Source organism: Limnohabitans sp. G3-2 (assembly GCF_002778275.1).
Classification (GTDB): domain Bacteria; phylum Pseudomonadota; class Gammaproteobacteria; order Burkholderiales; family Burkholderiaceae_C; genus Limnohabitans_A.
This window is the reverse complement of record NZ_NESG01000003.1, coordinates 45120-57303: the sequence shown is the minus strand read 5'-3', so window position 1 is coordinate 57303 and position 12184 is coordinate 45120. Positions and strand designations below refer to the sequence as shown.

Annotated in this window: 12 protein-coding genes; 9 read left to right on the top strand and 3 right to left on the bottom strand. The window is 61.6% G+C overall.

The window, feature by feature from the left end; translation table 11 throughout:
• The first annotated feature begins 14 nt into the window (after positions 1-14).
• From B9Z31_RS04685 to B9Z31_RS04650, 8 genes are all read left to right on the top strand, one after another.
• A complete protein-coding gene (locus tag B9Z31_RS04685; protein ID WP_100118418.1) occupies positions 15-854 on the top strand; it encodes a TatD family hydrolase in 840 nt (279 codons plus the stop codon).
• The gene (locus B9Z31_RS04680; RefSeq protein ID WP_100118417.1) at positions 851-1621 is read left to right on the top strand and encodes a spermidine synthase; all 771 of its coding nucleotides are present in this window, start codon (positions 851-853) and stop codon (positions 1619-1621) included. Before B9Z31_RS04685 ends, B9Z31_RS04680 begins: the two co-directional genes overlap by 4 nt.
• Before the next feature lie 147 nt (positions 1622-1768).
• The gene (locus B9Z31_RS04675; RefSeq protein WP_100118416.1) at positions 1769-2257 is read left to right on the top strand and encodes a tripartite tricarboxylate transporter TctB family protein; all 489 of its coding nucleotides are present in this window, start codon (positions 1769-1771) and stop codon (positions 2255-2257) included.
• 13 nt (positions 2258-2270) lie between these two features.
• Positions 2271-3782 (top strand): tripartite tricarboxylate transporter permease, encoded by a 1512-nt coding sequence (locus B9Z31_RS04670; RefSeq protein WP_100118415.1) that lies wholly within the window; start codon positions 2271-2273, stop codon positions 3780-3782.
• A 170-nt stretch (positions 3783-3952) separates the two neighbouring features.
• Entirely contained in the window at positions 3953-4927 is a 975-nt protein-coding gene (locus B9Z31_RS04665; RefSeq protein ID WP_100118414.1) for a tripartite tricarboxylate transporter substrate binding protein, read from the top strand.
• Position 4928: 1 nt separating this feature from the next.
• Complete coding sequence (locus B9Z31_RS04660) at positions 4929-6551, top strand: gamma-glutamyltransferase family protein (RefSeq protein ID WP_100118413.1); 1623 nt, start codon at positions 4929-4931, stop codon at positions 6549-6551.
• Positions 6552-6574: 23 nt separating this feature from the next.
• Complete coding sequence (locus B9Z31_RS04655; RefSeq protein WP_100118412.1) at positions 6575-7450, top strand: DMT family transporter; 876 nt, start codon at positions 6575-6577, stop codon at positions 7448-7450.
• A gap of 18 nt (positions 7451-7468) precedes the next feature.
• The gene (locus tag B9Z31_RS04650; RefSeq protein WP_100118411.1) at positions 7469-8269 is read left to right on the top strand and encodes an SDR family oxidoreductase; all 801 of its coding nucleotides are present in this window, start codon (positions 7469-7471) and stop codon (positions 8267-8269) included.
• Positions 8270-8297: 28 nt separating this feature from the next.
• On the opposite strand, the gene B9Z31_RS04645 is transcribed toward B9Z31_RS04650, so the two are convergent.
• Positions 8298-9197 (bottom strand): DMT family transporter, encoded by a 900-nt coding sequence (locus B9Z31_RS04645; RefSeq protein ID WP_100118410.1) that lies wholly within the window; start codon positions 9195-9197, stop codon positions 8298-8300.
• Positions 9198-9318: 121 nt separating this feature from the next.
• Here B9Z31_RS04645 and B9Z31_RS04640 point away from each other — a divergent pair, with 121 nt between their 5' ends.
• Complete coding sequence (locus tag B9Z31_RS04640) at positions 9319-10302, top strand: quinone oxidoreductase (protein ID WP_100118409.1); 984 nt, start codon at positions 9319-9321, stop codon at positions 10300-10302.
• Between the two features lie 92 nt (positions 10303-10394).
• Here the strand turns inward: B9Z31_RS04640 and B9Z31_RS04635 are convergent, their stop codons facing one another.
• Together B9Z31_RS04635 and lspA are read right to left on the bottom strand one after the other, a co-directional pair.
• On the bottom strand, positions 10395-11543 hold the full coding sequence (locus B9Z31_RS04635; RefSeq protein WP_100118408.1) for an aminotransferase class V-fold PLP-dependent enzyme: 1149 nt from the start codon (positions 11541-11543) through the stop codon (positions 10395-10397).
• 115 nt (positions 11544-11658) lie between these two features.
• Positions 11659-12174, bottom strand: a complete 516-nt coding sequence (gene lspA / locus B9Z31_RS04630) for a signal peptidase II (RefSeq protein ID WP_100118407.1) — start codon at positions 12172-12174, stop codon at positions 11659-11661.
• Positions 12175-12184: the final 10 nt, after the last annotated feature.

Sequence of the window (12184 nt, the reverse complement as noted above, 5' to 3'; positions counted from 1 at the left end):
GGGGGCGACGCGCCATGTGGATCGACACGCACTGCCACCTGGACGCGGCCGAGTTTGATGCCGACCGCGATGCGGTGCGCCAAGCGGCCCGGGCCGCAGGCGTGACGCGCTGTGTGATCCCCGCGGTGCACGCCGCCCACTGGCCCCAAGTGGCGCAGTTGGCTCTGCGGCATGGCGATGCGTACGCCTTGGGCATCCACCCTTTGTATGTGCCGCAGGCCCAAGACAATGATCTGCTGGCGCTGGACCTCGCTTTGACCGAGCGCCGCGAAGACCCGCGCCTGGTGGCGGTGGGCGAGATCGGGCTGGACTTTTTTGTGCCCGAGTTGTGCACGCCCCCCCTGCGCGAGCGGCAATGGTGGTTTTACACCGCGCAACTCCAACTCGCGCAAAAGCATGGCCTGCCGGTGATTTTGCATGTGCGCCGCTCGGCCGACCTGTTGCTCAAAGGTTTGCGCCAGTGCCCCATACCTTCAGGCATTGCGCACGCTTTCAATGGCAGTGTTCAGCAGGCCCAGGCTTTTGTGGACATGGGCTTTGCCCTGGGCTTTGGCGGCACCTTGACCTACGAGCGCTCCTTGCAGCTGCGTCGCTTGGCCAGCGAGCTGCCCCTGAGCGCCCTGGTGCTGGAGACCGACGCGCCCGACATCCCGCCGCAGTGGCTCTACCAAACGGCCGAGCAGCGGGCGCTGGGTGCAGCGCAGGGTCGCAACAGCCCGGCCGAGTTGCCGCGCATCGCGCAGGTGCTGGCCAGCTTGCGCGGTTTGCCGCTCACCGAGCTGGCAGCCGCCACCACCGCCAATGCCTGCCGTGTGTTGCCCCAGCTGGCCGCTCTGTACCATCACGCCCCATGACCCGAAAAAAATCTTCCTCGCCAAGCCTCGAACTGCCCGAAGTCAACTTCTCCGAAGACGGCGATATCCGTTACCTGCACCTGGGCACCGAATGGATTCAGGGCTCGATGTTTCTGGACCGGCCCTTTGACATTGAGTTGGAATATGTGCAGCGCATGTTTGCCTGGCTGCTGTTTTTCCCGCCTGCCGAAGTCAAGGGTGCACACGCCATGCAGCTGGGTCTGGGCGCGGGCACCATCACCAAGTTTTGCTACAAAAAACTCAAGATGACCTGCACCGCCGTGGAGCTGAACCCTGGCGTGTTGCACGCTTGCCGGGGTTGGTTCCGCCTGCCGCCAGATGATGAGCGCTTGCGCGTGGTGCTGGCCGATGCGTCCCTGGAAATCCAGAAAGACGAATGGCGCGGCACCGTGGATGCGCTGCAGGTAGACCTGTACGACGAAGAGGCCGCAGCCCCGGTGCTGGACACGCCCGGCTTTTACCGAAATTGCCGCGAGTTGCTCAGCCTGCAAGGCTGCATGACGGTGAACCTGTTTGGCCGCTCGTCCAGTTATGCCGACAGCGTGGAGAAGATTTGCGCCGCCTTTGGCGAGGACGCGGTGTGGGCCTTCAAGCCCACGCGCGAGGGCAATGCGATCGTGCTGGCGCAGCGCACGGCCAGTCGCCCATCCCGCGAAGACATGACCCGCGCGGCAGAGGCTGTGCAAGCCCAGTGGGGCTGGCCCGCCTCTTTGTGGCTCAAGGTGTTCAAGCCCTTGGTCAAGTGAATCGCAGCCCGCCCAACCCCGTGCGGCAGGCCCTGGCATCAGGGTAAACCATGAAGCCGTGGGGGCTGTGCCGTAGGTGTAACCCACATTCACAAGCCCTGTTTAGTCCAACACAATGGGTTCAACTCAAATCAGAGGAGATTTCTCGTGAACATCAAGAGTCAAAAAGACTTTTTCGCTGGGCTGTTTTACACCGTAGCCGGTGCAGCCTTTGCCATTGGCGCGACCAATTACAGCGTCGGAACCGGCGCCCGCATGGGCCCTGGTTATTTCCCCTTGTTGCTGGGCATTTTGTTGGCGGTCATTGGCGCCTTCGTCATGTTCAAAGCCTTGACGGTGGAAACCCAAGACGGCGACAAGATCGGTGCATGGGCCTGGAAGCCTTTGGTCTTCATCATTGCCGGCAACGTGTTGTTTGGTATTTTGTTGGGCGGCTTGCCCAGCCTGGGTGTGCCCGCCATGGGTTTGATCGTGGCGATTTTTGGCACCACCTTGGTGGTCAGTTTGGCGGGTGACACCTTCAAGCTCAAAGAAGTCTTGGTTCTGGCGACGATCTTGTCGATCGGTTGCTACGCGGCTTTCGTCCTTCTGCTCAAGTTGCAGTTCCCCGTCTGGCCCACCTTCATCACCGGTTGAGGAGAAATAATTCATGGAACTTTTTGACAACTTGGCGCTCGGTTTTGGGGTGGCTTTCACCTTCCAAAACCTGATTTACGCGTTCATCGGCTGTTTGCTGGGCACCTTGATCGGCGTGTTGCCGGGCGTGGGCCCTGTGGCCACCATCGCCATGCTCTTGCCCGCCACCTACGCGCTGCCCCCCGTGGCGGCCCTGATCATGTTGGCCGGTATCTATTACGGTGCGCAATACGGTGGCTCGACCACCGCGATTTTGGTCAACTTGCCTGGCGAAGCGTCGTCGGTGGTGACCATGATCGACGGCTACCAAATGGCCCGCAAAGGCCGCGCAGGTCCCGCTTTGGCGGCGGCCGGTTTGGGCTCGTTCTTCGCCGGTTGCGTGGGCACTTTGATCTTGGCCGCATTTGCGGCGCCCTTGACCGAGGTGGCCTTCAAGTTCGGTCCAGCCGAATACTTCTCGCTCATGATCTTGGGCTTGATCGGTGCGGTGGTGTTGGCTTCGGGTTCCCTCATCAAAGCGGTCGGCATGATCGTGTTGGGCCTGCTGATGGGCTTGATCGGCACCGACGTGAACTCGGGTGTGGCACGTTTCAGCTTCGACATCCCAGAGTTGACCGACGGCGTCGGCTTCATCGTGATCGCGATGGGTGTGTTCGGTTACGGCGAAATCATCTCCAACCTGTCCAAGCCCGAAGAAGACCGCGAAGTCTTCACGGCCAAAGTGACGGGTTTGATGCCCAATGCGGAAGACTTCAAGAACATGGTGCCCGCTGTGTTGCGCGGCACTTTCCTGGGCTCGGCTCTGGGCATCTTGCCCGGTGGCGGTGCACTGCTGGCGGCTTTTGCGGCCTACACCATCGAAAAGAAAACCAAACTCCGCCCTGGTGAAGTGCCTTTCGGTCAAGGCAACATCCGCGGTGTGGCTGCGCCCGAATCGGCCAACAACTCGGCCTCGCAGACCTCGTTCATCCCCTTGCTGACCCTGGGCATTCCACCTAACGCGGTGATGGCTTTGATGGTGGGTGCGATGACCATCCACAACATCCAGCCTGGCCCTCAGGTCATGACCAGCAACCCCGAGTTGTTCTGGGGCCTGATCGCCTCGATGTGGATTGGCAACGCCATGCTGATCATCTTGAACCTGCCTTTGATCGGCATCTGGATCAAGTTGCTGTCGGTGCCTTACCGCTGGTTGTTCCCGGCCATTGTGTTGTTCTGCGCGATCGGTGTGTACTCGACCAACAACAACACTTGGGACATCTGGATGGTGGCAATGTTCGGTGTGGTGGGTTACACCTTCATCAAACTGGGCATGGAGCCAGCGCCTTTGCTCTTGGGCTTCATCTTGGGCCCGATGATGGAAGAAAACCTGCGCCGCGCCATGTTGCTCTCGCGGGGTGACTGGAGCGTGTTTGTCACGCGCCCCCTCTCGGCGGGTTTGCTGGCGGCTGCGCTCCTCCTCTTGGTCATCGTGGCTTTGCCATCCATCAAGTCCAAGCGCGAAGAGGCTTTCGTCGAAGATTGATCGCGCTTCTTTGACAGCCCACAACGGCCTCCTTTGGGAGGCCGTTGTCGTTCCTGGCCGCAGTTTTTCAGCGTGTGTGGTCTTGTCACTTGGGCGCTGCCCAAAACAGGCCGCTCTGAGAAAATAGGGCATCAATAGAGAGAGATTTTGTCTTTGACAGGAGTACGGACATGGAAAAGAGACATTGGCTTCGTGGTGTGTGTGCGGTCACGCTCGCCCTGGCAGCGGTGGGCATGGTTCAGGCGCAGTCTTATCCCACCAAGCCCGTTCGCTTGATCGTGCCCTTTCCCGCAGGTGGCGCGACCGATTTGTTCGCCCGAACCTTGTCGCAAAAAATGGGTGAAAAACTGGGACAAAGCCTGGTGGTGGAAAACCGCCCAGGAGCCGGTGGTACTTTGGGGGCTGACTTGGCCGCCAAGGCCACGCCTGATGGCTACACCTTGCTGCTGTCGACGTCCAGCACCCACTCGATTGGCCCCAACCTGAACCCGCGCATGTCCTATGACGCTGTGCGCGACTTCATGCCCGTGGTGCATTTGGGCAATGCGCCCAGCATCATGCTGGTGCCCAACAACTCGCCCGCCAAAACCGTCAAGGAATGGGTCGACTACGCCAAGAAAAACCCCGGTCGCCTGAACTACGCATCCAGCGGCAACGGCACCATCGTGCAGTTGTCGGCCGAGCTGTTCAAGGCGCAGGCCGATGTGTTTGTGGTGCACATTCCCTACAAAGGCACGGCGCTGGCCATTCCCGACCTGATTTCCGGCAAGGTGGACGTGTTGTTTGACAGCCTGCCCACGGGCATGCCGCATGTGCGCGATGGCCGCTTGCGTGCGCTGGGCGTGACCACGCTCAAGCCCACAGCGCTGGCACCGGGCGTGCCACCCATTGCCGATGTTTTACCGGGTTACGAATCCAACACCTGGTTTGGCGTGTTTGGCCCCAAAAACCTGCCCGCCGAGGTGGTCACCCGCATCAACACGGCCGCCAACCAAGTCCTCCAAGACCCTGAGGTGATGGACAAGCTGTTGCGCTTTGGCATTGAGCCCGTGGGCGGCTCGCCCGCCCAGTTCACCACCATGCTGGCCAGCGAATCGGCGAAGTGGAAAAAGATCATCACCGAGCGCAAGATCACATTGGATTGACATGAATTTCGATTACCAGTTCCCCTACACCAGCACCCGCCTGCCCCTGTTTGCGCGCAATGTGGTGTCCACCTCACACCCCTTGGCCGCACAGGCTGGCTTGCGCATGATGCTCAAGGGGGGCAACGCGGTCGATGCCGCCATCGCCGCTGCCGCCGTCATCACCCTGACCGAGCCGGTCAGCTGCGGTTTGGGTTCGGACGCGTTTGCCATTTTGTGGGACGGCAAAGAACTGCATGGCCTCAATTCCTCCGGCCCCGCGCCTGCGACCTGGACACCCGAGTACTTTCACCGCAAATACGGCGCCGAAGTCAAAACACCGCCCAAGCGCGGTTTTGACTCGGTCACCGTGCCTGGTGCCGTGGCCGGATGGGTGGCCCTGAGTGACCGTTTTGGCAAGCTGCCTTTTGCCGACCTGATGGAGCCTGCCATCGAGGTGGCCGAGCGTGGCTATCTCATCCCTGTGGTGGTGCAGCAAAAGTGGGCCGCTGCCACGCCCGAGTTGCAGTCGCAGCCCGGCTTTTCACACAGCTTTTTGCCCTGGGGCCGTGCGCCGCAGGTGGGCGAGCTGTTCCAGTTCAAGAACGCGGCGCGGGGCCTGAGGGCCATTGCGGCCACCAAAGGACAGGCGCTGTATGGCGGCGAGATCGCCGAAGCCATTGAAAAATTTGCCAAGGACAACGGCGGCAGCATCACCGCCAAAGACCTGGCCGACTTCCAGCCCGAATGGGTCAAGCCCATGGCGCAAGACTACCGGGGCTACACCTTGCACGAGATCCCGCCCAATGGGCAGGGCATCGCGGCGCTCATCGCATTGGGCATCCTGTCCAACTTCGACTTGGCCAGCCACAAAGTGGACAGCGCCGACTCGCAGCACCTGCAGATCGAGGCCATGAAGCTCGCCTTTGCCGACACCTACCGCTACGTGGCCGATCCGCGCTTCATGGAACTGCCGCCCGAGCAAATGCTGGACCCGGCTTATCTCGCCAGCCGCGCCAAGCTGATCGACATGAACAAGGCGCAAGACTTCAAGGCGGGCAACCCGGTCAAGGGCGGCACGATTTACCTCACGGCGGCCGATGAAAACGGCATGATGATCAGTTTCATCCAAAGCAACTTCATGGGCTTTGGTTCGGGCGTGGTCGAACCGACGTATGGCATCAGTTTGCAAAACCGGGGCCACGGCTTCAGCACCGACCTGCGCGGCCAAAACCCCGCCAACCTGGTCTTGCCCGGCAAGCGCCCCTTCCAGACCATCATCCCGGCCTTTGTCACCCAAGACGGCCAGCCCGTCATGAGCTACGGCGTGATGGGCGGCAACATGCAGCCCCAGGGCCACATGCAAACCCTGGTGCGCATGCTCGACTACGGCCAGAACCCGCAAGCGGCGTGCGATGCACCGCGCTGGCGCTTCAACACAGGCCTGAACATCAACGTCGAAGCCGCGATGAACGCCGGCACGGTTCAGGACTTGATCGCCCGAGGCCACCAGCTCGACATCATCAACGACTCCTACCAAGACTTTGGTGCAGGTCAGTTCATCTGGCGCATGGGCGATCCGGCCGTGCAAGGCTACCAAGCCGCCAGCGATCCGCGCCGCGACGGCCAGGCCGTAGGATTTTGACGGTGCTCAGCCCCACGCCGCACATGACGGCCGGGCTACTCATGGCCGTCGCCGGCTCCATTGCCTTCAGTGGCAAGGCCATCATCGTCAAATTGGCCTATCGCCACGGGGTGGATGCGGTCACCTTGCTCATGCTGCGCATGTTGTTTGCATTGCCCATGTTTTTGCTCATGGCTTGGTGGGCTGGGCGTGGCAAAAGCCCGATCGCGGCCCGTGACTGGTGGGGCATTTTGGGTTTGGGTGTTTGCGGTTATTACCTCGCGTCGTTTTTGGACTTTTGGGGGCTGGAGTACATCAGCGCTTCCTTGGAGCGCCTGATTCTTTACCTCAACCCCACCTTCGTTTTGATGCTGGGTTGGCTGCTTTATGGCCGCAAAATCTCCCACCGCCAGGCTGTGGGCATGCTCATCAGTTATGCCGGCGTGTTGCTGGTGTTCGGCCACGAAGCCGCTTTGGATGGCAAGAACGCCTTGCTGGGCGCAGGGCTGGTGTTGGCCAGTGCGATCAGCTACGCGCTTTACCTGAGTTACAGCGGGCAGTTGGTGCAGCGACTGGGCTCCTTGCGCTTGGCCGGCTGGGCCACTTCGGTGGCTTGCGTGTTGTGCATCGGTCAATTTTTGCTGCTGCGACCGCTGGGAGCCGCCCAAGTGGCTGAACCGGTGCTTTGGTTGTCGCTGCTGAACGCGACCGCCTGCACGGCAGTGCCCGTGCTGTTGGTGATGATGGCGATTGAGCGCATTGGCTCGGGCTTGACCGCGCAGACCGGCATGATTGGCCCCATGTCCACGCTCTTGATGGGCGTGCTGATTTTGGGCGAGCCGTTCAATGTGTGGATTATGGGCGGCACCGTGCTGGTGTTGTCCGGGGTGTTTTGGGTGACGCGTGCACCCAAAGTTTGAAACTAAGAGGAGATCAACATGGATTTGGGCATTGCAGGCAAATGGGCTTTGGTGGGTGGCGCAAGCAAAGGCTTGGGCTGGGGTTGCGCACGGGCCTTGGCCCTGGAGGGTGTGAACGTGGTCATGGTGGCACGCGGCGCTGAAGTGCTGAACAAAGCCGTGGAGGACTTGCGTGCCGAAACAGGTGGCCAAGTGCAATTGATCGCCGTGGCGCAAGACATCACCACCGAAGCTGGCCGCGAAGCGATCTGGAGCATGGCGGGCGGCCCAGGCAAAGATTACGACATCGTGGTCACCAACGCAGGCGGCCCACCCCCGGGCGACTTCCGCGACTGGGACCGCGAGGCCTGGATCAAGGCCATCGACGCCAACATGCTCACGCCGATTGAGCTGATCAAAGCCACGGTGGACGGCATGGCCGCACGCGGCTTTGGCCGCATTGTGAACATCACCTCCAGCTCGGTGAAGTCGCCCATCGACGTGCTGGGCCTGTCCAATGGCGCGCGCAGTGGCCTGACCGGTTTTGTGGCGGGTACCTCGCGCAGCAAGATCGCGGGCCAAGGCGTGACCATCAACAACCTGCTGCCCGGCAAGTTCGACACCGACCGCATCCGCTCGACGTTGCCTGCGATGGCGCAAAAGCAAGGCAAAACGGTGGAAGAAATGCGCGCCATCCAGCAAGCGCAAATTCCAGCTGGGCGCTACGGCAACCCCCAAGAGTTCGGCGCCATCTGCGCCTTCTTGTGCAGCCAGCACGCGGCCTACATGACAGGCCAGAACGTGCTGGCCGATGGTGGGGCGTATCCGGGGACTTATTGATTTTTTGGGGGCCTTCTTTGGCCTGGTTTCACTGCCTCGACGACACCACAATCCCGCCAATGATGAGCGCAAACGCCGCCACGTGGTACAGGTGCGGCAACTCGCCCAAAAACGCCGCCGACATCACCGCCGCAAACAGCGGCGTGAGGTTGGCAAAGAAGCCCGCCACCGTCGGCCCTGCTTGCTGGATGCCCAGGCCCCAGCAGCGGTAAGCCAGCACGGCCGGGCCCACGGCCACAAAGGCCAGGGTCGCGATCAAGGGCCAACCCCAGCTGATGTGTGCATCGCTCAGGCCCCACTCCATGCCCGTGAACAGGCCGGACCAAGCCAGGCCAAAGACCACTTGCCCCAGCAAAAAGGCGGCCCAGTCGTTCCGAATGGCCTCGGGCTCATCGCGGCGGCTGAGCAGCCAGCTGTACCAAGACCAGCAGGCGGTGGCCAGCAAAATGAAAAAGTCTCCGATCACCAAGCGCACCGCCAAGAGCTGTTGCCAATCGCCGCGCGACAGCACCACCAGCACCCCCGTGACGGACAGCATCGCGCCCAGCACTTGCTTGCGCCGCACAGGGGCTTTGAAGAACAGGGCGCCGATGACCAGCATCCAAAACGGTCCGCTGGCCGCGACCAGGGTCACGTTCAAGGGTGTGGAAGTTTGCAGCGCCAGGTACTGCAGCGCGTTGTAGCAGCCCACGCCCAGCAGGCTGAGCAAGGCGAAACGCCGCCAGTGCGACCACAGGCCACTGGCTGGGCGCAGAACCCGCCAGGCCAGAGGCAACAAAATGAAAAAGGCGACCAACCAGCGCAAAAAGTTGAGCGTGATGGGCGGCACCAGGTCGGTGACCAGGCGGCCCACTACGGCATTGCCCGCCCACATGAGCGGCGGCACCGTGAGCAGCAAGGCGGTGACCGGAGAGAGTTTTTGGGACATGGGGCACTGTAGCGGCCCCCGGGTTTTCCCGCTGTCGCCGACCTGTCCCCACCCTGCACGCCGCCATGAGATTCGTGGCAAAGTCACGCATCGTTCGTTTTCAAACAGTCAGGAGAATTCCATGAGCCTTGCAGTCCAGATCGACCAACACGGCGGTCCCGAAGTCATGAAACTGGTCGATGTCACGGTGGGAGAACCCGGCCCCGGCGAGATCCGCATCCGCCACAAAGCCATCGGCCTGAACTTCATCGATGTCTACCAGCGCAGCGGCCTGTACCAGCTGCCCATGCCGCTCAAGCTGGGCATGGAAGCCTCGGGCGTGGTCGAAGCCGTGGGCGAGGGCGTCACGCACCTGAAGGTGGGGGACCGCGCCGCCTACGCCAGCCAGCCGCCTGGCAGTTACTGCGAAGTGCGTGTGATGCCCGCCAAGTGCGTGTGCAAACTGCCCGACGCGATCTCGTTCGAGACCGGTGCGGCCATGATGCTCAAGGGCCTGACCGCGCAATATTTGCTCAAGCGCACGCTGCCCCAAGGCGGCTTGAAGGCGGGTGACTTTGTGCTCTTCCACGCTGCAGCAGGCGGTGTGGGCTTGATCGCCTGCCAGTGGGCCAAGGCCCTGGGCCTGCGCCTGATCGGCACAGCCGGCAGCGACGCCAAGTGCGCCTTGGCTTTGGCCAACGGCGCCGAGTTTTGCATCAACTATTCGACCGAAGACTTTCAGGCCAAAGTGAAAGAAATCACCGGTGGCAAGGGCGTCAAAGTGGTTTACGACTCGGTGGGCAAAGACACTTGGGACAAGTCGCTCGACTGCCTGGCGCCGTTTGGCCTGATGGCCAGCTTTGGCAATGCGTCGGGTGCCGTGGCCCCGTTCGCGCCGGGCATCCTCGGCCCCAAGGGCTCGATCTATGTCACGCGCCAGACCTTGTTCAGCCACATCACCACGCGCGAGAGCACGCAAGAGATGGCCGACGATTTGTTCGCAGCCGTGACGGGTGGCAAGGTCAAGATCCACATCGACCAGACCTTCCCGCTGGCCAACATCCAGGACGCGCACATCGCCCTGGAAGCCCGCAAGACCACAGGCTGCACCGTCATCACTTTGTGAGGGTGGGGTGCTGGCGCTGCCCAGGGTCAGCCCAGAATGAAAAAACCGCTGTCCTGAGGGCAGCGGTTTTTTGATGGGGCGATAGACCTGAATCAGGCCGCCAGCTTGGCCTTCGGTGCGAGGGTCTCGAGCGCATCGCTCAGGTGCTGCAAGGTGCGTGGCACCTGGTGCCATTTGTCCAGACCAAACAAGCCCATGCGGAAGGTGCGGAAGTCGGCCGGTTCGTCGCACTGCAAAGGCACGCCCGCGGCGGTTTGCAGGCCCAAAGCCAAGAACTTCTTGCTGCTCTGGATGTCCGGGTCGGTGGTGTAGCTCACCACCACACCAGGCGCCTCAAAGCCAGGCGCGGCCACGCTGGGGAAACCATGCGCCAACAGCAGTGAGCGCACTTGGCGGCCCAGGGCCATTTGTTCTTCACGCACCTTGGCAAAGCCATAGGCCTCGGTTTCCAGCATGGTCTCTTGCAGGCGCTGCAGCGCGTCGGTGGGCAAGGTGGTGTGGTACATGTGGGCACCACTTTCGTAGGTTTCCATGACCTGCAGCCATTTCTTGAGGTCCATCGCAAAAGTGGTGCTGGTGGTGCTGTCAATGGCTTGGCGAGCGCGCTCGCTCAGCATGACCATGGCGCAGCAAGGTGAGCTGCTCCAGCCTTTTTGGGGGGCGCTGATCAGCACATCGACACCGGTGGCTTTCATGTCGACCCACATGGCGCCCGAGGCGATGCAGTCCAGCACCAACAAGCCGCCCACCGCGTGCACCGCATCGGCCACCGCTTTGAGGTAGTCGTCGGGCAGGATCATGCCCGCCGAGGTTTCGACGTGGGGGGCAAACACCAGCGCGGGTTTTTCTGCGGCAATGGCGGCGGTCACTTCGGCGATGGGGGCTGGTGTCCAAGCGGCTTGTGAGCTGTCAGACACGCGGCGTGCCTTGAGCACGCTGTGGCTCTTGGGGATCTGGCCCATGTCAAAAATTTGTGTCCAGCGGTAGCTGAACCAGCCGTTGCGGATCACCATGACGTGCTGGCCGGTGGCGAACTGGCGAGCGACAGATTCCATGCCAAAGGTGCCGCTGCCGGGCACCAGCGCGACCGAGTGGGCACCGTAAACGCTTTTGAGCATGCGCGAGATGTCGGTCATCACGCCAGCAAAGCGCTTGGACATGTGGTTCAGGGCGCGGTCGGTGTAGACCACCGAAAATTCGAGCAAACCATCGGGGTCAATGTGGGGCAGCAGTCCGGGCATAGGGCATCCGTGTTTTTCAATCAGGGGGGCAGAGCTTAACCGAGTTGGCGGTTTTGTGGGTCAGGGGCTGCGGCAGCGGCAGCGGCCCAAGCCCTTGGGGTGGTGATGGCGGGTTTCAGCGCCCGCGCCGGACCCGCAAAATTTCGTCCAAGATCAGCAGGGCCGCGCCCACGCTGATGCCGGCATCGGCCACGTTGAAAGCCGGAAAGTGCCAAGCACCCCAGTAAAAGTCCAGAAAGTCGACCACATAGCCATGCAGCAGGCGGTCCACGACGTTGCCAATGGCCCCGCCCAGAATGAGTGCAATGGCCAAGCTGAAGAGTTTTTGGCCCGCGTGAGAGCGCAGCATCCAGACCATGAAGACGGCCGCAAAAACGCCGATACCGGTGAAAAACCAGCGTTGCCAGCCGCCCGCACCCGCCAAAAACGAGAAGGCAGCGCCGTGGTTGTGCACGCGCACCAGGTTGAAAAACGAGGTGATGGGCGTGCTGTCACCCAGCTGGAAAGCCCCCAGCACCAACACTTTGGTGAACTGGTCGATCAGCAGCACCAAAAGGGCGATGCCCAGCCAAAGCGCCATGCCCTGGCTTTTGCTGGCGTGGCTTTTGCCGATTTTTTTGCTGCTGGCCATGGTTTGCCTT

Coding starts and splice junctions, on each gene's coding strand:
- B9Z31_RS04670 (WP_100118415.1), top strand. CDS start 2,271: ATGGAACTTTTTGACAACTTGGCGCTCGGTTTTGGGGTGGCTTTCACC.
- B9Z31_RS04640 (WP_100118409.1), top strand. CDS start 9,319: ATGAGCCTTGCAGTCCAGATCGACCAACACGGCGGTCCCGAAGTCATG.
- B9Z31_RS04680 (WP_100118417.1), top strand. CDS start 851: ATGACCCGAAAAAAATCTTCCTCGCCAAGCCTCGAACTGCCCGAAGTC.
- B9Z31_RS04660 (WP_100118413.1), top strand. CDS start 4,929: ATGAATTTCGATTACCAGTTCCCCTACACCAGCACCCGCCTGCCCCTG.
- B9Z31_RS04645 (WP_100118410.1), bottom strand. CDS start 9,197: ATGTCCCAAAAACTCTCTCCGGTCACCGCCTTGCTGCTCACGGTGCCG.
- lspA (WP_100118407.1), bottom strand. CDS start 12,174: ATGGCCAGCAGCAAAAAAATCGGCAAAAGCCACGCCAGCAAAAGCCAG.
- B9Z31_RS04665 (WP_100118414.1), top strand. CDS start 3,953: ATGGAAAAGAGACATTGGCTTCGTGGTGTGTGTGCGGTCACGCTCGCC.
- B9Z31_RS04635 (WP_100118408.1), bottom strand. CDS start 11,543: ATGCCCGGACTGCTGCCCCACATTGACCCCGATGGTTTGCTCGAATTT.
- B9Z31_RS04685 (WP_100118418.1), top strand. CDS start 15: ATGTGGATCGACACGCACTGCCACCTGGACGCGGCCGAGTTTGATGCC.
- B9Z31_RS04650 (WP_100118411.1), top strand. CDS start 7,469: ATGGATTTGGGCATTGCAGGCAAATGGGCTTTGGTGGGTGGCGCAAGC.
- B9Z31_RS04655 (WP_100118412.1), top strand. CDS start 6,575: ATGACGGCCGGGCTACTCATGGCCGTCGCCGGCTCCATTGCCTTCAGT.